The organism is Streptomyces sp. G45, assembly GCF_049542095.1.
Lineage (GTDB): Bacteria > Actinomycetota > Actinomycetes > Streptomycetales > Streptomycetaceae > Streptomyces.
On sequence record NZ_JBMUZU010000002.1, the window covers coordinates 231,000 to 254,333 of the forward strand.

General features: G+C 70.8%; 18 protein-coding genes and 3 pseudogenes. 11 read left to right on the forward strand and 10 right to left on the reverse strand.

Annotated elements, in window-relative coordinates; genetic code table 11:
- Window positions 1–45 precede the first annotated feature (45 nt).
- The 4 genes from ACOBQU_RS39875 to ACOBQU_RS39890 all read right to left on the reverse strand — a co-directional run bounded on the left by ACOBQU_RS39875 (window position 46) and on the right by ACOBQU_RS39890 (window position 5,196).
- Window positions 46–447 (reverse strand): DUF6009 family protein, encoded by a 402-nt coding sequence (locus ACOBQU_RS39875; protein WP_423635404.1) that lies wholly within the window; start codon window positions 445–447, stop codon window positions 46–48.
- A complete protein-coding gene (locus ACOBQU_RS39880) occupies window positions 444–1,868 on the reverse strand; it encodes a DNA primase family protein (protein WP_423635406.1) in 1,425 nt (474 codons plus the stop codon). Before ACOBQU_RS39880 ends, ACOBQU_RS39875 begins: the two co-directional genes overlap by 4 nt.
- 191 nt (window positions 1,869–2,059) lie before the next feature.
- Window positions 2,060–2,917 carry an AfsR/SARP family transcriptional regulator gene (locus tag ACOBQU_RS39885; RefSeq protein ID WP_423635408.1) on the reverse strand — a complete coding sequence of 286 codons (858 nt, stop codon included), beginning with the start codon at window positions 2,915–2,917 and terminating at the stop codon, window positions 2,060–2,062.
- A 434-nt stretch (window positions 2,918–3,351) separates the two neighbouring features.
- Window positions 3,352–5,196, reverse strand: a complete 1,845-nt coding sequence (locus ACOBQU_RS39890; RefSeq protein WP_423635411.1) for an acyl-CoA dehydrogenase — start codon at window positions 5,194–5,196, stop codon at window positions 3,352–3,354.
- Window positions 5,197–5,691: 495 nt separating this feature from the next.
- On the opposite strand from ACOBQU_RS39890, the gene ACOBQU_RS39895 reads away from it, so the two are divergent.
- Window positions 5,692–6,381: a ScbR family autoregulator-binding transcription factor gene (locus ACOBQU_RS39895; protein ID WP_423635413.1), complete on the forward strand. Its 690-nt coding sequence runs from the start codon at window positions 5,692–5,694 to the stop codon at window positions 6,379–6,381.
- A 145-nt stretch (window positions 6,382–6,526) separates the two neighbouring features.
- Window positions 6,527–7,762 (forward strand): cytochrome P450 family protein, encoded by a 1,236-nt coding sequence (locus ACOBQU_RS39900; RefSeq protein ID WP_423635415.1) that lies wholly within the window; start codon window positions 6,527–6,529, stop codon window positions 7,760–7,762.
- A gap of 22 nt (window positions 7,763–7,784) precedes the next feature.
- Here the strand turns inward: ACOBQU_RS39900 and ACOBQU_RS39905 are convergent, their stop codons facing one another.
- Entirely contained in the window at window positions 7,785–8,534 is a 750-nt protein-coding gene (locus tag ACOBQU_RS39905; protein ID WP_423635417.1) for a ScbR family autoregulator-binding transcription factor, read from the reverse strand.
- Between the two features lie 796 nt (window positions 8,535–9,330).
- Between ACOBQU_RS39905 and ACOBQU_RS39910 the strand changes: the two genes are divergently transcribed.
- The 5 genes and pseudogenes from ACOBQU_RS39910 (at window position 9,331) to ACOBQU_RS39930 (ending at window position 13,375) form a co-directional block, all read left to right on the forward strand.
- Window positions 9,331–10,005 (forward strand): DedA family protein, encoded by a 675-nt coding sequence (locus tag ACOBQU_RS39910; RefSeq protein ID WP_423635419.1) that lies wholly within the window; start codon window positions 9,331–9,333, stop codon window positions 10,003–10,005.
- A 302-nt stretch (window positions 10,006–10,307) separates the two neighbouring features.
- The gene (locus tag ACOBQU_RS39915; RefSeq protein ID WP_423635421.1) at window positions 10,308–11,504 is read left to right on the forward strand and encodes a sensor histidine kinase; all 1,197 of its coding nucleotides are present in this window, start codon (window positions 10,308–10,310) and stop codon (window positions 11,502–11,504) included.
- Window positions 11,495–12,138: pseudogene (locus tag ACOBQU_RS39920) on the forward strand (response regulator transcription factor). The gene ACOBQU_RS39915 and the pseudogene ACOBQU_RS39920 overlap by 10 nt, the downstream one beginning before the upstream one ends.
- A gap of 263 nt (window positions 12,139–12,401) precedes the next feature.
- Window positions 12,402–12,593 carry a DUF5708 family protein gene (locus ACOBQU_RS39925; protein WP_423635423.1) on the forward strand — a complete coding sequence of 64 codons (192 nt, stop codon included), beginning with the start codon at window positions 12,402–12,404 and terminating at the stop codon, window positions 12,591–12,593.
- A gap of 275 nt (window positions 12,594–12,868) precedes the next feature.
- Window positions 12,869–13,375, forward strand: a complete 507-nt coding sequence (locus ACOBQU_RS39930) for a hypothetical protein (protein WP_423635425.1) — start codon at window positions 12,869–12,871, stop codon at window positions 13,373–13,375.
- A 256-nt stretch (window positions 13,376–13,631) separates the two neighbouring features.
- On the opposite strand, the gene ACOBQU_RS39935 is transcribed toward ACOBQU_RS39930, so the two are convergent.
- Both ACOBQU_RS39935 and ACOBQU_RS39940 read right to left on the reverse strand, forming a co-directional pair.
- Entirely contained in the window at window positions 13,632–14,657 is a 1,026-nt protein-coding gene (locus ACOBQU_RS39935; RefSeq protein WP_423635427.1) for an ornithine cyclodeaminase family protein, read from the reverse strand.
- Between the two features lie 323 nt (window positions 14,658–14,980).
- Window positions 14,981–15,247 (reverse strand): hypothetical protein, encoded by a 267-nt coding sequence (locus ACOBQU_RS39940; protein ID WP_423635429.1) that lies wholly within the window; start codon window positions 15,245–15,247, stop codon window positions 14,981–14,983.
- 62 nt (window positions 15,248–15,309) lie between these two features.
- On the opposite strand from ACOBQU_RS39940, the gene ACOBQU_RS39945 reads away from it, so the two are divergent.
- Window positions 15,310–17,757 carry an MMPL family transporter gene (locus ACOBQU_RS39945; RefSeq protein ID WP_423635431.1) on the forward strand — a complete coding sequence of 816 codons (2,448 nt, stop codon included), beginning with the start codon at window positions 15,310–15,312 and terminating at the stop codon, window positions 17,755–17,757.
- A 114-nt stretch (window positions 17,758–17,871) separates the two neighbouring features.
- Here the strand turns inward: ACOBQU_RS39945 and ACOBQU_RS39950 are convergent, their stop codons facing one another.
- Window positions 17,872–18,441, reverse strand: coding sequence for a GNAT family N-acetyltransferase (locus tag ACOBQU_RS39950; protein WP_423635433.1), 570 nt, complete (start codon window positions 18,439–18,441; stop codon window positions 17,872–17,874).
- A gap of 133 nt (window positions 18,442–18,574) precedes the next feature.
- Here ACOBQU_RS39950 and ACOBQU_RS39955 point away from each other — a divergent pair.
- Window positions 18,575–18,949 (forward strand): annotated as a pseudogene (locus ACOBQU_RS39955) (transcriptional regulator); the annotation flags it as partial.
- Here ACOBQU_RS39955 and ACOBQU_RS39960 read toward each other — a convergent pair.
- A pseudogene (locus tag ACOBQU_RS39960) lies at window positions 18,936–20,323 on the reverse strand (hypothetical protein). The pseudogenes ACOBQU_RS39955 and ACOBQU_RS39960 overlap by 14 nt on opposite strands.
- 175 nt (window positions 20,324–20,498) lie before the next feature.
- Here ACOBQU_RS39960 and cutA point away from each other — a divergent pair.
- Complete coding sequence (gene cutA / locus ACOBQU_RS39965; RefSeq protein ID WP_423635435.1) at window positions 20,499–20,825, forward strand: divalent-cation tolerance protein CutA; 327 nt, start codon at window positions 20,499–20,501, stop codon at window positions 20,823–20,825.
- Here the strand turns inward: cutA and ACOBQU_RS39970 are convergent.
- On the reverse strand, window positions 20,822–22,123 hold the full coding sequence (locus ACOBQU_RS39970; RefSeq protein ID WP_423635437.1) for a helix-turn-helix domain-containing protein: 1,302 nt from the start codon (window positions 22,121–22,123) through the stop codon (window positions 20,822–20,824). The two genes, cutA and ACOBQU_RS39970, sit on opposite strands and share 4 nt — an antisense overlap.
- Window positions 22,124–22,303: 180 nt before the next feature.
- Between ACOBQU_RS39970 and ACOBQU_RS39975 the strand changes: the two genes are divergently transcribed.
- Entirely contained in the window at window positions 22,304–22,762 is a 459-nt protein-coding gene (locus tag ACOBQU_RS39975) for a hypothetical protein (protein WP_423635439.1), read from the forward strand.
- The last annotated feature ends 572 nt before the right edge of the window (window positions 22,763–23,334 follow it).

Below are 23,334 nucleotides of genomic sequence, written 5' to 3' on the forward strand. Positions count from 1 at the left end.
AGGCGGAGGCGCCCCCGGGAGCAAAGGCCGTCCCCCAGGGGCGAGTTACCGCCCCCGGTGCCCCGCACCCGCCGTCTCCTGGCTCACCCGGTGGTCCCCCTCCGAGCGTTCCGTTCGGCGGCCCTTGCAGCGGGGGGCGAGGGTGCTGGGGTCGACCGCTTCGGCGGGGGCACCCTTGGCGTACAGACCGGTGGGGACCGAGTCGCGGTCGTGGGGGAGGAGCCAGAACACGCGGCGGCGGAATGTGCCCGAGGGGCGGGACGGCTTCGCGTCGGGTGCGAGGCGCGCGTAGCCGACCATGCGGCCGTCGCGGTGGTAGGCCGGTTTGCCGCGTCGGGTGGGCAGCCGGTCCAGGCTCTGGCGGACGTAGTCGAGCCGCTCGATGTCCTCCAACCAGACGATCTCGGACTCGTGGGCGATCTCTTCCTTCGCGATCAGGGCACTCATGCTGTCTCCTCGTCGACGAGCAGTCCGATGCCGGGGTAGTGCTTGCGCTGGCTGGACAGGATCATGTCCTTGGGGGACGCGATGCCGATCGTCTCGCGCACGCGGGCGGCGAAGGCCCGCGAGGAGACCGGAGGCACCCCCTCGCTGCGGCTCCACGCCCGGTACGCGCTGTGCAGGCGGGTCTGTTCCACCCTCGCGTCGGCCCGCACGACGCAGGCCTCCGTGAGGAAGCGTCCGATGTGGTCCTCGGTCTCGGCGTAGGCGGTGGTGGCGATGCGGACGCGCTCGGTGCCGGTGAGGTCCTTCTCGCCGCCCAGGTAGCGGCGGGCGCCGTCGATCAGCCAGGTGAGGATGCCGGGGCCCTCCTCGGTCACCAGGAGGTCGGCGAGGTTGTCGGTCCGCCGCTCGTCGGGGACGACGCGTTCGAAGGGGATCAGGCGCATGCGGCGCCAGAACGCGAAGCCCCCGGTGCCCACTTCGGGGCGGTGGTTGCCGAGCAGCCACAGCTTGTGGGTGGGCTGGAAGCTGAAGAAGTCCTGCCGCATCCGCCGCGCCTTGATCCGGTCACCGCCGGTGAGCAGCTTCACCCGCGCCTCGTCGAAGCGGTCACCGGGCTTGATCTCCGAGCACACGATGACGCGGCGGCCGTGGAGTTCGGCGAGGTCGGTGGGGTGCCCTTCGTAGGGACGCGCCATCAGGAAACCGGGCGGGGCGGCATCCGCGTAGTCACCGAGCAGTTTGATCAGCACGTCCAGGAGGACGGACTTGCCGTTCCTTCCGGAGCCGAAGAGGAACGGCAGCACCTGCCCGCCGACGTCCCCGGTGACGGAGTAGCCGAGGAGGAGTTGGAGGTAGGCGATGGTCTCCTTGCCTTCGGCGTCGTCTCCGAAGGTGTCGGTGAGGAACCGGTCCCAGCGGGGCGTGGGCGTACGCCGTGGCGCCACCGACGTGGAGCGGGAGTGGAAGTCCGTCGCCGGGTCCGGCGCGCGGACGCCACCGGTGCGCAGGTCGACGATTCCCGCCGGGGTGCACAGCGCGTACGGGTCGGCGTCCAGGACGGCGGCGCTCAGCACCATCCCCGGGGCGGACTTGGCCTGGGCCAGCATCGCGTTCATGCCGGTGGTGGACAGCGCCCTGCGGCGGTGCTGCTGGAGGGCGGTGCCGGAGTGGACGCCGCTCGGGTCGTCGGCGGGGATGCTCTCCGCCAGGTCGCCCGCCGCCCACAGCACGGTGTCGTCCTCGTCGGCCCGCCAGCGGTGGTGGTCCCACCGGTACCAGCCGAGGCCCGGCACGTGCCGGTAGGTGTCGGCGTACCGCTGGACGAACAGCTTGGCGTTGCCACGGTCGGAGAGGGTGTCGGGCACCAGGCCGGGCGCGGCGTCACGCGCGGGCGCGTCACACACACGGGCGAGCGCTGTCATGTACCCAAACCTTGCGTCGCTTCAGTCGCTGTCATGGATCGCTGTCATGGATTGGTGGAACGCCGGAACGCCGGATCGCCGGGCCGCTGGAACGCCGGAACGCTGCCACGGGCCGCCGTACGGCCGTCGGCCGCGTACGTCGGCGTACTCCGCGTACTCCGCGTACTCCGCGCACTCAGTACACGCGTACGTCAGCACACGCGGGCGGCGGCGACCCGCGGCCCCGGCGTCACGCCCCGCACTCCGGTGGAGGCGGTCGGGCCGCCCGCGTCGACGGTGTCCGACTGGGTCCGGATGGACCGCTGGAGGCGCTGGAGCGGCACGGAGGGCTCCAGGCCCAACTCGCCCACGAGCGCGGTGTGCAGCCGCTGGTAGGCGCGCAGTGCCTCGCCGCGCCGCCCGGAGCGGTGCAGCGCCAGCATGAACTGGGCGTGCAGGCCCTCGTGCGTGCGGTGGCGGTGGACGAGGAACGTCAGCTCCGACACGAGCTCGCGGTGGCGGCCGAGGCGCAGGTCGGCCTCGATGCGCTGGTCGAGGGCGTAGAGGCGGGCCTCTTCGAGGCGCTCGACCTCCATGGTGATCTGGCTGCCCGCCTGGATGTCGGCGAGCGCGCCCTCGCCGGACCACAGGGCGAGCGCCTCGCGCAGCTTGCGGGTCGCGCCCTGGTAGTCCTCGGCGTCCATGGCGCGGAACCCGGCGGCCGCGCGGCGCTCGAAGTCGCGGAAGTCGACGCTGCCGCCGCCGGTCTCCAGGCGGTAGCCCCCCGGGAGGGTGACCAGGATGTCCTTGGCGCCCTCGCGCCCCTTGCCCTCGCGGGCGAGCGCCTCACCGATGAGGTCGCGCAGCTGGAGCACGTACGTCTGGAGCGTCGTACGGGCGCTGCGCGGGGGCTTGTGGCCCCACAGCTCCTCCGTCAGCGTCGACACGGGGACCATCTGGTCGGCGTGCAGCGCGAGCAGGGCGAGGACCTGCCGCGGCTTCGGCGCGGAAGGGGCGACGGAGTGTCCGCCCACGCGCACTGACATCGAACCCAGAACCTGGATGTCCATTCTGCTCCCCCTAGACGAGCGCAAGACGGGTTGCCCGTGCTCACCGTGTCCGCAGGCGCTGAGCTGAGCACTGCGGCACGCCTCCACGAACCCCTCAATAAAAAACCCGCGCGGTCGGTTTTGTCAACATGCCCGCTCCGGTTCAAGGCGACCTTTTGCCGGAATTGACCGGAGAATCCATCGTGAAGTACCCGACATGCGCAACAGGAGCGCCGTACGCCGCCTTGATACGCCCTCGGGAAGCGCTCGCGGCTAAGAAGAAGGCGACTGTCCGGTCTCATATGGGGTGGGGGAGACAGGGGAGTAGCCCTGAGGCTTGGGAGACCGTGGGTGAACACGACGCCGACCGGTGCCCCCCACGTACACAGCGGGAGGCACCGGTCGGCGGCACAAGCGCGGGCTGACCCACCGGACGGCAGGGTCGCCCCGGCGACCTACGCGGACATCATCGTGGCGTCAGCGGGTCCCACAGGGCCCACTGACCCTACAGATCCAACCGGTCCCACTGATCCCACAGATCCCACCGACCCCACCGGCTCCGCCGGGTTGATCGGCTCGACCGTCGCCAGGGTGTGGTCCATGTGCGTGGCGTCGCCGTGGACGAGCGGGATCTCGGCGAGGAGGTTCTCGGGGATGTCGAAGGCGTCGACCAGGGTCCGCAGGTGGGGTGCGAGTTCGCAGATGGTCTGCTCGATCGCCGGGGAGAGCGCCCGGACGTGGTCGACCGTCATGTGCTGCTCGGCGAGCAGGTCGCCGCTGCTCTCGGTGAGCTGCTTGAGCAGGAACAGGCGGCACAGGCTGTGCAGCAGCGGGTGCGCGGCGGTGCCTTCGGAGCGCTCGACGGCGGCCAGGAAGGCGTCGGCGGCCTGGCGGCGTGCGTGGGCCTCGACGAGCTCCAGGGCGTAGGGGGAGGCGGTGTTCCAGCGGGCCACCGGGTCGCCGGGTCTGCCCTGCCGCAGGGCGGTGCGGGCCCGGGTCTGCCAGATCGTCTCGACGTCGCACAGCAGGTCCCGCAGGAACGCCAGATCGCTCAGGTGCCGGTCGGCGGGGGCGGTGCCGGGCGCGGAGTGCGGGGGCACCTCGTGGTTGAAGATCATCTCGGCGGCGGCCTTGAGCCAGATCACCAGGTTGTCCCCCTCGGCGGTGATCGTGCCCTCCAGGTCCGTGACCAGCTCGGCCAGGCGGTTGGCGGCGAACAGGCCGCGGGCGCCGCAGCGTTCGCGGCACTCGGTGGCGATGGCGCGGGCCTGCCAGGTGTTCCACCCCTTGGCGACGGCCACCAGGCGCTCGGCCTCGGCCTGCTCCTCCGGAGGGTGCTCCGCCCACCGGGAGACCGCCGTACGGTGCAGGAACGTCATCGCGTACGTGGTCGCGACGGCGTACAGGAGGCGGCCGTGGTGGCTGCGGTGGGCGGCCAGGGGGATGCGCGTGCCCGCCTTGGGGCCGCTGATGTGGCGGCTGTAGGCGAAGCGCACCGCGATGGCCAGGGCGGTGCGCGAGACGCCGGTGGCGGCGGCGCTCATGCACAGCTTGCCCGTGGTGACCCGGGAGATGGAGCGCAGGAACCGCTTGCGCCGGTTGCCCAGGTCGCTGCGGACCTCGCCGCCGGGCGTGAGGCGCCCGTGGTCGGCCTCCAGGAGTGCCGTGCGCGGCAGCCACACGTGGTCGAACGACGTGAGGCAGTGGTCGACCGGGCTGCCGATGCGCGGCGGCAGCGGGCGGACCGTGACGCCGGGCAGGATGCCCATGTCGTCGCTGAGCGGCGTCAGGAAGAGGAAGACGCCGTGGTCCTCGTCGTCGACGAGCAGCCGGGCGGCGACCACCGCGGACTTGGGGCCGCCGACGGTGCTGGTGTTGGGCATGAACTTCTGGGCGCCGGGGTGCGGGGTGTGCAGGACGAACCCGCCCGTCGCCCGGTCGAGTACCGCGGTGGTCTGCAGGGCCGCCGCGTCGTTGCCGTGCTCCAGCTCCGTGCACAGGAACGTTCCGGTGCGGTTCAGGGAGGCGTAGCGGGAGACGTCCCGCAGGTGGCCGTCGTGGTCGAGGAGGCTGCCGAGGAAGAGGTTGTAGTGGATCCCGGCGAGTGTGGTCAGACCGCTGTCGACCACGCCGGTCCACTCGTGCAGGGCGGCGAGCCCGCGCGGGTCGAGGGCCAGCTCCTTGGGGCTCTCCAGGGTGTCGTTGACCAGGCGCAGGCGCTGGTAGGAGAGGGCGGCCCGCTCGGCGGGGGCAGCTCGGGGCGCGGCACGAAGGCCGGACTTGAGATCAGCTCCCGCCACGGAGTGTGGACGCGTTCCCTGGCGTCCTCTTCGAAGAGCAGGCCGGTCAGCTCGGTGACGGCCGGATCGAGGGCGGGCGGGGCGCTGGCGCGGTCGGATCTGTGGGTGTGATCCGGCCGCGTCGTCCACCGGGAGCCTTTTGTCTCAAGAGTCAGCAAGGTCATGGGACCTCCCCCGTAGATGAGGACCCCGAGGTCGGGGGTCCGACGACAAGATACGTACCAACCGGTTTTCTTTTCAAGACTCTTTACCTACGGTGGCGGGGGTCCACGTGGCATATGACGCGTCATGGGGGCCGTGTGACGGAACCCCTTGCGTTAGAAACCGGGTGACTGGTTTTATTGTCGCCGATCGATCCCCGGCGATGGGGAATCGTCACCACTGGGCGATGAAGAGCGGTGACTGCTCACAGTCCGTAGAGGATACGGAGCGTGATCGATGCTAGAATACGAACCTTACGGTTTGCTTTGATGTGACTCAGGGCGGAGGCGCGCGATGGCCCGACAAGAACGAGCTGTTCGGACGCGGCAGAAGATCCTGGTCGCCGCGGCCGAGGTGTTCGACCAGGTCGGGTACGACGCGGCCACGATCTCCGAGATCCTCAAGCGCTCCGGAGTGACGAAGGGCGCCCTGTACTTCCACTTCACGTCCAAGGAAGAGCTGGCCCAGGCGGTCCTGGCCAATCAGATGACCGCGCTGCCCCAGGTGCCGGAGCAGGAGCTGATCATGCAGGAGGGGCTCGACGCCTCCCTGCTCCTCGCTTATCTCCTCTATCTGCACGAGCCGGTGGTGCGCGGCAGCGTGCGCCTCACGGTCGAGCAGGGCGCCCTGCAGAACGTCCTGGACCGGCGGGTCCCCATGCAGGCGTGGATCAGCCACAACGCCGCCCTGCTGACCCGGGCCAAGAGCGCCGGTGAACTCCTGCCGCACGTGGACGTCGACGTCGCGGCCCGGATGTTCATCGGGGCGTTCACCGGCGCCCAGGTCCTGTCGAAGATCATGACGGATCACGCGGACATCGTCGAATGCGTGACGGAGGTGCTCCAGCACCTCCTGGCGTCGATCATGGTTCCGGGAGTCCTCGTCCGCATGGACTTCTCCCGGGACCGGGCGGCGCGTGTGTACGAGGCCGCCATGGCACTCCACCGCGAACAGGAGGAGCCCGAACCCGCGCGGATCGGGTGAATCCGGCTGACGAACCATCAGCCAACGGGGGAGAGGGCGGACAGCGCCCTCGTAGGCACGTGCCGAAACGTTACTTCATGACCTCGTGACTCATGCCCATGAGAACTCGTGACCTCATGACGAACCGAACGGAGTGCATGCACTGATGGGAAGCGCGCTTTGCCCGTACGCCCTGGACGTCACCGGCAGTGACCTCGCGGGGGAGGCGGCACTGCTCAGACAGCGGGGGCCCGCGGTCGAGGTGGAGCTGCCGGGCGGCGTGGTCGCCTGGGCGGTCGTCCGCGGGGAGTACGTGGAGCGGCTGCTGGCCGACCCGCGTGTCTCCCGGGACGCCAAGAAGCACTGGCCCGCCTTCATCGAGGGCCGGATATCCCCGGACTGGCCGCTGTACCCCTGGGTCGCCAACACCAACATGCTCACCTCGTACGGCCAGGACCACACGCGGCTGCGCAGGCTGGTCGCCGGGGCGTTCACCGCGCGCCGCACCGAGAGCCTGCGCGCCAGCGTCGAGGACCTCACCGCCGAACTCCTCGAAGAGCTGGCCGCGACGCCGCCCGGCCAACCCGTCGACCTGCGCAAGCAGTTCGCCGAGCAGCTGCCCCTGAAGGTGATCTGCGACCTCTACGACGTGGCCGCCGACGGCAGCCGCCAGGACCTGTACGAGGCGCTGCACACTGTCTTCTGCTCCGCGGCCAGCGCCGAGCAGATGGAGTGGGCCCGCAAGCGCGCCTTCGAGCTGCTCGCCCAGCACGTCGCGGCCAAGCGCCTCGCCCCCGGTGACGACCTGACGTCCTCGCTGATCGCCGCCCGCGACCAGGACGAGCGCCTGAGCGAGCAGGAACTCCTCGGCACCCTCTATCTGATGATCGCGGCCGGGCAGGACACCACGGGCTCCCTCATCACCAACGCCGTGCGGCAGCTGCTCACCCACCCCGAGCAGCTCGCCCACGTCCGCGAGGGCCGCGCCACCTGGGACGACGTCGTCGCCGAGACCGAACGCATGGACAACCCGGGCGCGTTCGCGCCGCTGCGCTTCGCGGTCGAGGACATCGACCTGGACGGCGTCCTCATCCGGCAGGGCGACCCCATCATCGTCTCCTTCGCAGCGCCCGGCCTCGACCCCGACCGGCACGGCCCCGACGCCCATGTCTTCGACGTCCTGCGCACCGGCCGCGACACCCTGGGGTACGGCCACGGGGTGCACCGGTGCCTCGGGATGCCGCTGGCCCGGGTGGAGGCGGCCACCGCGCTCGCCGCGCTCTTCGCGCGCTACCCGGACCTGGCGCTCGCCAGCCCGGCGGACGAGCTGCGCCCCATGCCCACGTTCATCATCAACAGCTACGCCGAGCTTCCGGTGCTGCTCGGCGCCCCCGCCGCCTGACCGTCCACGGGGGCGCCTCCGGTCAGCGCGGCAGGAAGGACACCGGCTCCTGCCCGGCGTCCCGCAGGGTCACGGCCGTCACGTCGTGGCCCTGCGGGACGCCGCTCGCCGTTTCCGCGGGGCTCGTCTTCCGGGAGGCCGTCTCCGGGGAGTTCGCGTAGTCAAAGTTGGCTACGGCGTCCAGCGTGGCGAGGGCCTCGGCCGTCAGCAGGGACGGCAGGACCAGGCGCCAGAACCGGGCGAGCACTTCGGCCGACAGCCACTGCGGATCCGCGCGGCCGAGCACCTCGAAACCGACGGTCGCGGCCACGATCGAGGCCACCGCGTCCCCCTCGGCGACGTGGTCGGCCAGCAGGTTCTCCGCGGCCGCCTCCGCGACGAGGCGCCGCACGCAGCCGTACCACTCGCCGCGCAGGTCAAGGCTGGTGCCGTCGCTCGCCTCGCAGCTCAGGTGGTACCCGGCGCGGGCCACCACGTCGTCGGACAGCGTCTCGGCGAGCGCCCGGGACGTGCCGGTGAGCCGCTCAAGGGCGTTGGCGCCCGCCTGCCGGGCCTGGGTCGTCGTCCGGCGCAGCGTCGCGGCCGCGGTGGCCTCCACCGTGCCGGCCACCGCCGCCTTGTTCTCGAAGTGGAAGTGCAGCGCGCCGGGGCTGACCCCGGCGTTGGAACTGATCTCCGCGAGCCTGGTCTGCGCGTATCCGCGCCGCTCGAAGGCCACCGCGGCCGAGTGGATGAGCGCCTGACGGGTCCGGACGGCGCGCTCCTGCTTCATTCCCGAAAGCTCCCCATTAACTCCCCCTAGGACGATGTGCCGCGACAATAACAAACCGCCTACGCGGTTTAGAAGGATCACGGCCATTTCTTACGCCTTCTGTCGTACGTCAGTCCGCGATCATGTCGACGAAGTGCGCAGGTCGGTCACGCAGACGGGGTGCGGTGGACGGTGGCTTGAATCCGCGGGGGGCGGCCCGGCGGGTGAAGAGTGGCCTAAGGGTGTCGTCTGGATGTCGTTCCGGCGTCCGTGCGTGCGAGTAAACAGACTTACCGGTATGGTTTCCTGGCGGCGGCGCTCGGAAGCGCTCAGGGGCCCTCGGGGGACGGGGTCCCCGTCCGTCTGCGGGCGCACGCCTGGACGTGTGCGCCCGTGACGCGGGTGGTCTCGTTGACATGGGTGATGACCGGTGAACTGGCTTGCGCAGGGGGGAGGTTGGGGCTCAGTGGCACGGATGAACGCTACTGGATCCGGGGGTGAGCGGAAGGAGCGGGTCCGGTACGTGGGTGGGGTGCTGTGCGTTCCCGCGCCCGTGTGCCACGGGGCTCCCCTCGCCGCGCGGCGGCGGCCGCATCCCGCTGGGCGCCTCCGCCGGGGCGGCGGTGGTGGCGGCGCCTGCGGGGAGGGGACTTCTTCGCCGTGGGGGTGTGGTTTTCTTCGGGGTCGGGCTGCGGTCGGCTTGAAGAAGGTCGGTGGTTTCCCTCGTAGTGGCGCTGATCTGCGGTTTCTAGGGTTGGAGGCAGTTAAGGGGGCGGCCCGCCCGCCTCTTCCCCTTCCGGCCCTCCCGAGGTGTTCTATGCAGTCCGCGACCGCGACCCTGGCCCTGTCCCAAGAGCCCGCCGGCGGCATTGCCGGGTGGGCGGCCGACCTCGTCGACAAGATGGGCGGCATAGGAGCCGGAGCGGCCATCGCTCTGGAGAACCTGTTCCCGCCGCTGCCCAGCGAGGTGATCCTGCCGCTGACCGGCTTCGCCGCCGGGCAGGGCGTCCTCAGCCTCGCCTCCGCCCTGTTCTGGACCACGCTCGGCTCGGTCGTCGGCGCGGTGGCGCTGTACTGGATCGGCGCGCTGATCGGCCGGGAGCGCATGTACGCGATCTGGGCCAGGCTGCCGCTCGTGAAGGTCGCGGACCTGGAGCGGACCGAGGCCTGGTTCGCCAAGCACGGCACCAAGGCCGTGTTCTTCGGCCGTATGGTGCCGATCTTCCGCAGCCTGATCTCGGTGCCCGCCGGGATCGAGCGGATGCGGATGCCGATGTTCCTGGCGCTGACCGCCGCGGGCAGCTTCATCTGGAACGCGGTCCTCGTGATGGCCGGATACTGGCTGGGTGACCAGTGGGAGCTGGTCGAGGACTACGTGGGTGTGCTGTCCAAGGTCGTCCTGCTGCTCGTCCTGGTCGCCGTGGCCGCGTTCGCCGTACGGCGCCTGACCAAGGCGCGGGCCGGCCGCGCCGCCCAGCACCGGAGGTCGTGAATGACCGTCGATCCCGACACGATGCCCGACGCGCCGGTCAAGCCCGGCGCGTTCGGCGCGTCCGCCAAGCCTGGCGCGTCCGCCACCGGCGGCGCGTCCGTAGCGCCCACCGCGTCCACGGCGTACGGAGACTCCACGCCGTACGGAGGCTCTACGGCGTACGGAGGTTCCACCCCGTACGAAGACTCCACCCGGTACGCCAAGGAGGCAGCGGACCGAGGCGCCCCGCGCCCTCCGCCTCCGTCGGCGCCGTCCAGGGCGATCTTGTCTGGGCGCGGAGCGCGCCGCTAGGGTCGGGCAGCGTGTCAGAGGACGCGTCCTACGCCGACGCCCTCGCCCGGGCCATGAACCCGCACGGCGGGGGGCCCGAGCCGGAGGCCGCCGCGCCGTTCGGCCGCAGGGCGGGCGGGCTGCTCCTCGGCATCGCCACCAGCTTCCTGGCGCTGCTGTACTTCCTGACCGCCGGGCTCGGACTCGGCGCGGCCCTGCTGTGGCCGCGCACCCGGCCCGGCGCGCAGCGTCTGCTGCGCGCCGGGGCCGCGCGCCTGACCGCGATCGAGCGGTGGCGGCGGTCGGCGTTCTTCGGAGACACCTACCCCACCGAGCACGACGCCCGTAAGGACCTGCCCTACCTCGCCTCGCGCATCGCCATGGGCCCGGTCAGCGCCGTCGTGGTCGGGCTGCTCGGCGTCGGCGTGGTGCTCGCGGGGCTGCTCGCGTACGGCGCGGTGCGCGGGACCATAAGCGCGGGGGAGCTGCTCGGCCAGGTGCTGCTGGGCAGCGTGCTGCTCTTCCTCGACGTGCAGGGCCTCGTCTCCCTCGCCGGGCTCGACGAGCGGCTCGCCCGGCAGTGCTTCGGCCCCTCCGAACGGGAGCTGCTGGAGCGGCGCATCCTGGAACTCGCCGCCAGCCGCGCCGGAATCGTCCAGGCCATCGACGTCGAGCGGCGCCGCATCGAACGGGACCTGCACGACGGCGTCCAGCAGCGCCTGGTGGCCCTCGCCATGCTGCTCGGCCGCGCCTGCCGCAACCCCGACAAGGCCCCCGACCTGCTCCAGCAGGCGCACAGCGAATCGCGCGAAGTCCTCGGCGAGCTGCGCGAGGTGGCCTGGCGGGCCTACCCGTCGGCGCTCGACAGCCTCGGCCTCGAAGAGGCGCTCGCGGGCGTCGCCGAGCGGTGCAGCATCCCGCTCCACATCGACTTCCGGCTCACCGAGAAGCTGCCCCAGACCGTCGAGACGGCCACCTACTTCGTCGTCTCCGAGTCCGTGACGAACGCCGCGAAGCACTCCGAGGCCGACCGCATCGACGTCACCGTCGCCCTGGAGCGCGGCCGGGTCGTCATCCGCGTCAGCGACAATGGCCGCGGCGGTGCCGACCCGGAGGGCAGCGGTCTGTCCGGGCTGCGCCGCCGGACCGCCGCGCTCGACGGCGACCTGCATGTCCACAGCCCCCTGGGCGGGCCCACCACGATCACTGCGGAGCTTCCGTGCGCATAGTCCTCGCCGAAGACTCGATCCTGCTGCGCGAAGGGCTCGTGCGGCTGCTGACCGAGGAGGGACACGAGGTCGTCGCGGCCGTCGGCGACGGCGTCTCGCTCCTCAAGGCCGTGGAGGAGCACACTCCCGACCTGATCGTGGCGGACATCCGGATGCCCCCACCCACACCGACGAAGGCATCCGCGCCGCCCTGGAGATCCGCAGGCGCTGGCCCGACATCGGCGTGCTCGTGCTGTCCCAGCACGTGGAGAAGAACTACGCCGCCCAGCTCCTGACCACCGACTCCGCGCGCGTGGGCTACCTGTTGAAGGACCGCGTCGCCCAAGTCGAGGAGTTCCTGGAGTCCCTGGAGCGGGTGCACGCGGGCGGCGCCGCCATCGACCCCGAGGTCGTACGCCAGCTCCTCGCCCGCACCACCCACGTCGACCCGCTCAGCAAGCTCACCCGCCGCGAGCGCGAGGTCCTCGCGGAGATGGCCCAGGGCCACACCAACGCGGCCATCGCCCAGAAGCTCAACATCGCCCAGAGCACGGTGGAGAAGAACGCCAATACGATCTTCGACAAGCTCGACCTGTCCCACACGACGGGCTACAGCCGCCGGGTGCTGGCCGTGCTGCGGTACCTGGGGTCGTAAGGCGGTACTCGGGTTCCTCAGGCGGTGCTCGGGTCTCCGTAGAGGCGTACGTACGTGTACGTACGCGCGGTACGGATCCCGGACTCCGGGGCCCGCTGCATCGAACGATGTACTGCCCGTACGCCATCTCGTTCCGCGGGGCGAAGAGGCCGGGCGGGCCGCGTTCCTAAGCTGCCGATCGGCACAGCGGCCGCCGGTCGGTGACAGCTGCCGCCGATCAGGACGGCAAGGGCGCGCGGAGCGCCGATGGAGAGTGGTCGCACATGGGCAAGGCATCGAAGAATCTGGTGGAAGGCGTCGCCACTTTTGTGGTCGGCTTGGCCCTGCGGCTGTTCGCGGACGGGGTCGAGACGCCCGTCGTCACGCTGACGAAGGTCGGCGTGGTGCTCATGTGCCTGGGCGCCGTGATCGCCGTACTGGGGGTGTCCCAGGCGGTTCGCAGCCGCGTGTCGTGACGTACGGGTGCCCGTGGGCACCCCTGCGCCCCGTGGAACCGCCGGGAGAGGGCGGCGCCATGGGGCGTTTTGCGTGACTTCCTCCCCAGGGTGGCGCCGGTGGCACCACCCCTTGGCGTCATACCTGGCGTGCTTGGTGCCATTAATGGCTCGCGCATGGCGCCATTGATGTGCCATGATGGCATCACGGACGGCGCGCACCCGTGGGCTTCGATGGCCGAGGGATGCGCGTCTCGCGGAGTGAGTCATCGGGTGAGTCAGCGAAGGGGCGGATCATGGAGACGCAGGGCCAGCAGCAGGCGGCGGCACCCGGCGCCTTCGTCGCGTTCGCCCGGTTCGTGCTCTGCGGCGGCGGCGTGGGCCTCGCCTCCAGCTTCGCCGTGGCGAGCCTCGCCGCCTGGACCCCCTGGGCGCTCGCCAACGCCCTGGTCACCGTGGCCTCCACGCTCCTCGCCACCGAACTGCACGCCCGCTTCACCTTCGGCGCGGGCGGGCGCGCCACCTGGCGCCAGCACGCGCAGTCCGCCGGGTCGGCGGCCGCCGCGTACGTGGTGACCTGCGCGGCGATGGCCCTGCTCCACCAGTGCGTGGCGGCGCCCGGCGCGGTGCTGGAGCAGGTCGTGTACCTGTCGGCGTCCGCGCTCGCCGGGGTCGCGCGGTTCGTGGTGCTGCGCCTGGTCGTCTTCGCGCGCGGCCGGTCGGGGACCGCCGCCGTCCGCCCGGTGTACGCCCCCGTGGCCCGCGCCTCGGCCGACCCCGGGGTGCTCTGCCGGGCCGCCTGACTCCTTCAGGGCACACGCCGGTGCGCGGTGCTGCCCCCGACCTGTCGGCCGGGGGCAGCACCGCGCTTCGGGGAGGCGTGGGGGGATGTGGGGGGTTCGGGGGTGGGCCCGTGGGGGAGTGGGGGGTGGGCCCGTGAGGGGAGCGGGACCCTTACTGGTCACCGAGCCCCTTACTGGTTACCGAGACCCGTACTGGTTACCGAGACCCGTACTGGTTACCGAGACCCGTACTGGTTACTGGCGAGACCCGTACTGGTTACTGGAAGGAGTACGGGTCCAAGGCGTCCGCCGGGAGGTGCTCCAGGCTGACGCGGTCGCCGATGCCCGCCTCCTCGGCGAGTTCGATGAGGACGTCCAGGGCGACGTGGTCCTCCAGGGCGAAACCGGTGGAGTCGAAGACCGTGACGCGCTCGCGCAGGCCGTCGGCCAGCTCGGGGCGCGCGCACAGGTCCATCAGCTCGGGCCCGAGGTCGTCCTTGGTGAGCTGCTGGCCCTCGCCCTCGCGCAGCGACTGCTCGACGTGGTCGACCGTGACGAACGCGGACTTCAAAAGCGCCTGCGGCAGTTCGAACTTGCCGATCAGGTCGGCGCCGATCGCGTTGATGTGCACGTGCGGCTTCAGGTTCTCACCCGACAGGACCGGGCCGTCGCCCACGCCGACCGACGTGACCGTGCAGATGATGTCCGCCCTGGCCTCGATCTCGGCCAGCTCCACCACGCGTACGTCGAGGCCGAGGAACTCCACGCGGTCCGCGAACGACGCGGCGTGCGCGGGCTCGACGTCGTACACGAGGATCTCCTTCAGCGGGAACACGCGGCTGAGGGCGTGCGCCTGCGTCACCGCCTGCGCGCCCGCGCCCACCAGGCCCAGGACCTCACTGTCCGCCTTCGCCAGCAGGGAGCTGGCGACCGCGGAGGCGGCGCCGGTGCGGATCGCGGTCGGCAGGATGCCGTCGCTGATCGCCACCAGGCTGCCCGTGACGTCGTCGTACCGGGCGAGCGAGCCGATGATGGTCGGCAGGCGCCGCTCGGTCGGGTTCGACGGGGTGTAGCCCACCGTCTTGATCGTCACCGACTGGCCGGGCTGGTGGAAGGGCATCCACTCCAGCACCCCGGTGTCGCCGGGGCAGCGCACGAAGCCCTCACGGGCAGGGGTGTTGCCCCGGCTGTCGGCGGTGAAGGCCGCCCGCAGCCTCTCGATCATCAGGTCCATGAGCTGGTCCCGGCCACTGTTGCCGACGAGCTTGGCAACATGCTGCTGGTTCAGCACCAGGGTTTCCATTTTCTTCCCTTCTTCGATAAACGAGATCTGGCATCTTCTTGCCACGCGGCGCGGCGTATTCACGGGTATATCTGCGCGACAATTGGGACGCTCTCGCCGACGCCGGGAAGAGCAGGAAAAGGCGCCTTGACGAGGGCCGGAAAAGGGGTAGGGAAGGCAGCGTGCGGATTGCTCCCCCAGGCACGGCACCGCGCTTCGTCTCGCCAGAAACGTAGCTGGACAGATTCGAAGACGTCAAGGTTTCCCGATTCCAGGGTGGCGGGAAGCTTCCAGGCCGGACTGGAAGTTTTCTTCAGGGTCCGCATCGGGTTTTTCCCGGGGCATCAGGCGGATTGCTGCCTGTCCTTTGCCGAACTCCGGAAACTAGCGTGGTCCGCGTCGAACCAATCGGCGTCAGCGTCGAGCAGATCGATGTCCGAGCCGAACGAATCGGCGTACGCATCGAACGAATCGGCGCCCTCGCCGAACGAATCGGCGCACGCGTCGAACGAATCGGCGCAGGCGTCGAACGCACGCGTCGAAGCCGTCGGCGCGGGTGCCGAACCCATCGGCGCACGCGCCGAGCCAATCGGCGTACGTGTCGAACCCATCGACTGAGTGGTGACGAGCCGTGTACGGAAGGAAAACGGCGTTGAGGAAAAATCCAGCGACAGTGCGGATCGCGCGGTGGAGCGCCAACCACCCGTGGTCAGCGATCGGTCTGTGGACCGCGTTCGTCGTGCTGTGCCTCTTCCTGGGCGGCGCGGCCGGAACCAACAAGATCAGTGACGACGAGTCGGGTGTCCGCGAGTCGGGCCGCGCGGGCAAGATCGTGGCCGACGGCGACTTCAGCGAGAAGCCCGAGGAAAGCGTCCTGATCACCGCCAAGGAGGGCGGCAAGCTCGAACTCAAGGCCGCCCGGGCCGCCGCCGAGGACGTCCAGCGGCGCATGAAGGGCCTCGACGGCGTCGCCTCCGTGGGCGCGCCCGTCCGCTCCGAGGACGGCCTCGCGATGCTCGTGCCCGTCACCATGAAGGGCGACCCGGAGACCGCCGACAAGCGCATCGACCCGCTGCTCGACGAGAGCGCGGCCGTCGAGAAGGCCCACCCGGGCCTGCGCGTCGAACAGGTCGGCACCGGCTCCACCGCCAAGGGCCTCACCGAAACCCTCGGCAAGGACTTCCAGAAGGCCGAGTTCATCAGCCTGCCGATGACCCTGCTCATCCTGCTCGTGGTGTTCGGCGCCCTCATCGCGGCCGGTGTGCCCGTGGTGCTCGCGCTGTCCGCCGTCGGCGCCGCGATGGGCCTGTCGTCCCTCGCCTCCCACCTGCTGCCCGCCACCAGCGCCATCAGCAACGTGATCCTGCTGATGGGCATGGCCGTCGGCGTCGACTACTCGCTCTTCTACCTCAAGCGGGAACGCGAGGAGCGGCAGAAGGGCAAGTCCCACCACGACGCCATCGAGATCGCCGCCGAGACCTCCGGCCACACCGTCGTCGTCTCCGGCATCACCGTCATGGTGTCCATGGCCGGTCTCTACCTCGCCAACGAGGCCACCTTCGCCTCCCTCGCCACCGGCTCCATCATCGTCGTCGCGGTCGCCGTGATCGCCTCGCTGACCGTGCTGCCCGCGCTGCTCGCCAAGCTCGGCCGCTGGGTCGACCGCCCCAAGGTCCCCTTCCTGTGGCGCCTGACCATGCGCTCCGGCGAGTCCCGCGTCTGGCCCGCGCTGCTGCGCCCCGCCCTCGGACGGCCCGCCCTCACCCTGGTCCTCTCCGTCGGCGCGCTGCTGCTCGCCGCGCTGCCCGCCCTGGACATGAAGCTCAAGCAGCCCGGCTCCGACGACCTGTCCCGCGACATCCCCGTGGTCGCCGCCATGGACCGGCTCACTCACTCCTTCCCGAGCAAGGGCACCGTGCACCAGGTGGCGGTGCGCGCCTCCGCCGACCAGGCCGGTGAGGTCAAGGCCGCCCTGCACGGCCTCGCCAAGCGCGCCGAGAAGGACAAGCTGTTCGCCCACGACCAGGAGCCCAAGCTCCGCGAGTCCGCCGACCACCGCGTCCACACCCTCGACATCGGCACCCCGTACACGCCCAAGAGCGACGGCGCCCGCGAGTCCCTGGACACCCTGCGCGCCTGGGTGCCGCAGGCCTTCGACAAGGTGCCCGGCGCCGAGCACGGTGTGACCGGCAAGGTCGCGCAGAGCGTGGACTTCACCGCGCACCTGGAGGAACGCCTGCCCTGGGTGGTCGGCTTCGTCCTCCTGCTGACCCTCGCCATGATGGCCGGGATCTTCCGCTCCGCCGCGATCGCCCTGTCCGCCATCGGCCTCAACCTGCTCTCCGCCGCCGCCTCCTTCGGTGTCCTGGTCGCCGTCTTCCAGCACACCTGGGCGGAGAAACTGCTCGACTTCCAGTCCAGCGGCGCGGTCGTGTCGTGGCTGCCGCTCTTCCTCTTCGTGGTCCTGTTCGGCCTGTCGATGGACTACCACGTCTTCGTCGTCAGCCGGATCCGCGAGGCCGCCGAGAACGGCATGTCCACCAAGGACGCGGTGCGCGACGGCATCGTGAAGTCCGCGGGCGTGGTCACCAGCGCGGCCGTCGTCATGGTCGGTGTCTTCTCCATCTTCGGCACGCTGAGCATGGTCGAGTTCAAGCAGCTCGGCGTCGGCCTGGCCGTCGCGATCCTCATCGACGCGGTCGTCATCCGCATCTTCGTCCTGCCCGCCCTGATGACCGTCCTCGGCGACCGCAACTGGTGGCCGGGCGGGCTGCGCAAGCGGGGCCCCGGCGCGGCGGCCTCGGCCCCGGGTCACGCCTCGGCGGCGACGCCGGAGCCCGCGTACGCCGGTCAGGCGCGCCACGCGGGGTACGCCCCGCGCCAGGCGGACACCCACCAGGAGGCGTACGCGCCGCAGCACCAGGCCCACCAGGCCCAGCAGCAGTACGCGCCGCCCTACACCCCCGAGCAGCAGTCGTACTCCTACAACCAGCCGCAGCAGCAGTACCAGCAGCACCAGGCGCAGTACCAGCAGCAGCCGCAGGGGTACTGGCCGCAGCAGTCCGCCCAGCACGACCCGCGGAACCAGCCCTACGGCGACCGCCCCGGATCGGAGTACTGACCCCGATCCCCCATGTACGGGAGGGAGGCGGCCCCTGTCCCCCGGAGGGCCCCTCCCTCCTCTCCCTCCCCTAGGAGAAGGCCCTCTCTGCCCTCGGGCGGAGGGGGCCTTCCCCTATGCCCTCGCACTCTCATCCGCCCCGTGTAGGGCGAGCACCATCGTGCACAGCACGGGGGCGCCGTCGAACGGGACCACTTCGCCTACGAGTTCATAGCCCCAGCCCTCATAGAGGGCTCGCACCTTCACATGATCCTTGTGCACGAGCAGGGTCACTCGATCCTCCGGGCGCCCGCACAGCAGCTCGTCGTGGATCAGCCGCGAGGCTCCCGTGCCGCGCCACGGAGTACGGACCATCAGTTCCGACAAGGCGAACGTCCGCAGGCCCGTCTCCGCCGTGAACTCCGGGGGCGGAGCGGGGACGACCTTCGTCCACCACGTCGTGGCGGACGTGAGCGGAGCGCCATAGGCGTAGCCGACGGGTTCGTCCTCGTCGTAGGCGACGACGCAAGCGAAGCCTTCCTTGCCGCTCCAACCGTCGACGAACCGGGCGAACGCCTCCCTTGGGGCGAGGGGGTCATCGACGCCCTCGTACACCTCGTCATGGACGTCCAGGAGGAGTTCACGGATCGAGGCCGCGTGCGCGTGCCCGTAGTGGCGTACGTCTGGTTCGGGGTGCTTGGTCATGTGCGTCCTCCTCAGCGGCGTACCGTGGCAGCGTGGCAACCGAAGACCTGGGGCGGGCCCTTCGTCGTCTGCGTCGCTTGGCCTCGCTGAGTCAAGAGGAGCTGGCCGAGCGTTCCGACGTATCCGTCGACGTGACCGCATGGTCAGCGTCTTCAGCCCGTCGTCGGTCCGCATCGAACGCGTCCGCCTCGCCGTCCAGTACGGCCACCCCGAAGACGCGCTGAAGCTCGCCAAAGGCATGCGGCTGGCCAAGGACACGCCCCCGTCGTGGCGGACGTGGCTGCTGCTCGACGTGGCCCGGGCGCACACGGACGTCGGGGACGCCGCCGGGGCGGTGCGGACCCTTGAGTCGCTGCGCCGGGCCGCGCCGACGTGGATACGCCACCACACGCTGGCGGTGGCCATCGTGCGGGACCTGTGGGCGCTGCCTCACCATCCGCCGGGGTTGCGTTCGTTGGCGGAGTTCCTGGACGTCGCCGGTGAGTGTCGCGCCCCTACGCCCGCTTGAGCGCGGCCACGCTGCGCGCGCGTTCTTCGAGGTCGCGGGCCGCGGCGAGACCCCGGTGGGCCGGGAGGGACCTGACCATCGTCTTCAGGTGTTCGTCGCCGCGCGCGCTGCTGATGGCCATGTACTCGTCCAGGAACCGGCCCCAGGTCCGGCAGGCGGCCTCGACGTGCCGCATCCGGAACTGCCGCTCCGCGATCACTCCCAGGCAGTGCAGCCGCCCCTGGCGCTCCAGCGGGGACCGCGCCTGGTTGGAGCGGTACAACGCCTTGACCGAGCCGTCACGGTCGCTCAGGTGCCAGCGGACGTGCGCCTCGTGGAAGAAGTACGCGGCCTGGTCGTAGCCGCCCACCGCGTCACGGCGGTTGTCCGCCTTCGACAGCGCCGCCTCGGTCTCGTTCAGGCGGGTGAGCGCGGTGTGGCGGTCTCCGGTCATCGCGGCGGCGGCGGCCTGCTGCCCGCGCAGGAACGCCACCAGGCGCGGCCCCGCACCGGGGGTGGCCTCGGCGGCGGCGTCCGCGAGCTGCAAGCCCTTCGCCCCATGGCCCAGATGCGTGGCCTGCAAGCTCATGCCGCGCAGGGTGCGGCAGTACGTGACGTGGTCTCCGGCCTCACCGGCCAGTTCCAGCGCCTGCCGGTAGTACCGCTGACCGAGCCGCTGCATGTTCTCGTACATCGCCATCCACCCCGTCAGGTACACCAGGTCAGCAGCGGCGGACTTCATGTCCCGCCCACGCGGTCCGTGGCCGTGGCCCGCAGGTAGGGGCCCACGGTGTTGACGATGAACGCGGCGGCCATCGGCCGCGCGTGCCCGGCGCCGACCTGGTCCAGAATGTCAGCGACCTTGTCCGTCATCGTGCGGACGGTCCGCACGTCGCTGGCCCCGACACGGACCGTCCGCCCGGCCTTCTCCGCCCGCCCGGCGCGCTCGGCCCGCCCGGCCCGCCCGGCCCGCCCGGCGCGCTCGGCGCGCTCGCCCGCGGTCAGTTCGTCGAAGCGCGGGACGACCATCGCGGCGGCGTACACGCCCGTCGTGAGGACTCCCCGACGCGACGGGTCCATGTCCGCCCGGGTCAGATCGATCACCTCGGTGACCGTGTCGCGCCGGTCCTCGGCCTCGGTGTCCCAGCCGATGTCCGCGCACGTCACGGGCCGGGCGAGCAGCCGCGAGAGCGCTTCCGCCACGGCGGCCCGTACCGGGGGCCTGGGAACACTGCCCGCCAGCCAGTGCGACACGGACGTCTTGTCGTAGTGCAGCGTCAGCCCGAGCTCCCGGCCCGTAGCGTTGACCCTCCGCGCGAGCTGGGAGTTCCCGATCCCGCCCGCCCGCATCAGCTCCGCCAACGCGGTGTTGGGCGTGCGCTGTCGTCGGCTCATGGGTGCACCCCCGGTGCGTTCAACCAGTTCAACCGTCCCTCTACCGTGCCCCGTTCCGCCTCTCGGCGGAAGGACGAAGGCTGATGCCCGCCCCCGGCACGGCACGCCTGCGTGCGGGTGGTCTGGTCGTCATGACGCCCCCGGGACCGTACCTGCGCCCGGCTACGCTCATCGCATGGCTGACTACGTGCAGGTATCAACAGCGACTGAACACCGAGAGCAAGCCGTCGAGTTGGCGCGCACGGCGGTGCGTGAACGCCTCGCTGCGGGCGCTCAGATCATCGGCCCCGTCACGTCCGTGTTCTGGCACGACGGAGAGTTCGGCACAGGTGAGGAATGGCAGCTTCTCCTGAAGACCACCACCGACCGTTACCCACTGCTTGAGAAGCACTTGGTCGACCACCACCCCTGGCAGAATCCCGAGGTGTGTGCCGTTCCGATCGTTGACGGCGCCACGCCTTGCCTTGAATGGATCAGGAAGCACACTGCCCCGGCTGACTAGCCGCGGACCTGCTCCAGCACACTCGCGACAGCGGGCAGCGTCCGGTACTTGGCGGCTGACAACTCCGCAAGGACTGGCTGTAGCCGCTTGTGCGGTCGCACGGATGCCACGCCGTCCGCCAGGACCAGAGCACGACTTGTCACCTCTGCCGCTTGCTCCGCCTCTCCAGCGATCAAGTAGGCCTGAGCGAGCCACGAGGAGTACAGGGCCTTGTCCCGGGCGTGACCGTCGTCGTACTGGGACAAGGCCCTCTCCAGCACCGTCACCGCGCGCAGGGGGCGGCGCAGCTCTGTCCAGCACCGGCCTGTCATGATGTCCACCTCCGTGCGGTCGACCCATGCCGCCCAGTCCGGCTGCGGCCACTCACTCGCCTTCGCCAACGCCTCGTTGGCGGCGACCAGCGACCTCTCCGCCTCAACCGGCATATCGGCCACAGCGCATGCCCACGCCCGCCTTTCGTGCAGCAGCGCGCGTACGCTGGCGGGAGTGCCGTCATCGATCGTCTCCGTCGACCGACTCGCGATCTCCGCCCCTGCCCGCCGGTCCTTACCAAGCCGCTGGTACGCGAGGAACGCGAGCGCGTTTCCCACCAGTGCGGTATCGCCCGCGTCGAGCGCGGCCACCCGACTCGCCTCGTACAGGCTGGTCGCATCCGACTCACGGCCGCCATCGAAGGCAGCCCATCCGGCCTGCTGCGCTTGCTCGGCGAGGACGGACAGAAGCGCGCGTCCTGTCGCCTCGCTGTAACGCGCCTCGCGCAACAGGGCTTTGGTGGCCTGGTACTCGGCCGAGTACACGCGGAAGGTGTCACCTCCGCCCAGAACATCGTCCAGGCGCCGCAGGCGAGCTGTGCGTTCCCGTAGACACGTCACCGTCTGCTGACCGATCCTGCCGGGTGGGTTCGTCAAGATGGACGGCATGGTGGTGGCCAGCCCGGCGGCTTGGAGGAAGCGGCGCCGCAGCACTGTTCCATCCACCTCCGCCCCAGCCCTGCCGCTCCCTGGTGTCGCCTCCCACGGGCGGTCCGTCAACCCCACCAGCCGTCCAGGAATGCGCAGCGCGTCGCAAATCTGAACGATCTTCTCGAAGGTTGCCACCTTGCCCTGCCCGCGCGCCAGAGTCCCGACGCGGTCCGGCTTGATGTCGCACTCGGCTGCGATGCGCGAGTAGCTGATGCCCGCATGTCGGCGTGCCAGGCGGAATACCGTCCCGAAGTCGTGCCGTTGGGCGGCGGCTCGTAGCCGGGCATCATCCAGCAGCCATGAGGGAAGGGCGGTTGACGGAACGTATCCAGTCATGTGGAGAACTCTTCCGTGAGGCCAGAGCCTGCGGCAGCGACTTCGAGGAACGTCTACCCATGATGGGGATACCCGCGAGTGGGACGAATGTCCCAGGTGCCTTCTACGACAGTGAGACAGCAAGGCTCCGGCGACCGCGCGAACCGTCCTCGGGGCGTGGCCGTACACACTGGAGCCGACATGGCCGAGACCACGACAACCCGGTGCGCCGTCACCTGGCTTACGGAAGCGAGGGCCGACGTCCGCAAGGTGCTCGCGGCGTGGGACCGCGCCGAGCTCGCGCCCGTCCCCGCAGGCCGCGCCTGGGACGTCGTACGCATCCCCCAGCGCGTCGGCTGGCGCACCATCCACCGTCTCCGGGGCGACGGGACTCCGCTCGGGCCCGTGCTGCACACCGCCACCCACGTCGAGGTGCTCGTCCCGCCGGGCACCGCGCGGTCGTGGGACGCGCCGCAGACCAGCACGCTCGGCGCCGGGGACTTCATCGCCGCGCCCGACCCCGCCGTCGTCGCTCCGCTCACTGCCCGCACCCGGTCGTGGATCGTCGCCCCTACCGAGCCGTTGACCCTCACGGCCCCCGGGGATCTGCGCGTCGCGTACACCGCCGCGCGCGAGGCGATGAAGGGTGTGAGGACGTGACCGGCCCCGATCTGGACCAAGCGGAAGAGCTTTACGCGGTCTACCGCGCGCACCTCGACACCTGCCGACGCCTTCACTTCGGCTTGCTGGCCGACTGCTCCGAAGGCGTGCGTCTTCGGAGTGCGTGGGCGGACGGAGCCCGGGGCGAGCCCTGGCCCGGGCCGCGCACCCCGCCCGCCTCTGAAGACGGCGGCCCGAGGGGTGTCTGACGAGTGGACCGTGGTGCACCCCCAGACACCCCGGACGCACGCCGCACCCCCGACTTCGGCCCGTGACGCGAGCCCCGCGCCCCTCCACCTCCTATGCCCCTAGGAGCCCCCTGATGAGTCTGAACCGTCTGCACCGCGACCCCGGTTGGGTCACCACAGCGCGTACCCTGCACGACCGCGCCGCTGTTGCGCAGGCGCGGCACCCGGCGCAGCCGTCACCCCCTGTGGACCCGTTCCCCACGGGCGTACGGCCTTACGGGCTGGCCGGGGCCAGGCCCATCCTGGTGTCCGCCCCCCGGCGCGGCCTTCGTGACGCCGGACAGCTGGACGGATGGGTGAATGCTTCCTGGGCGGGTAACGGCC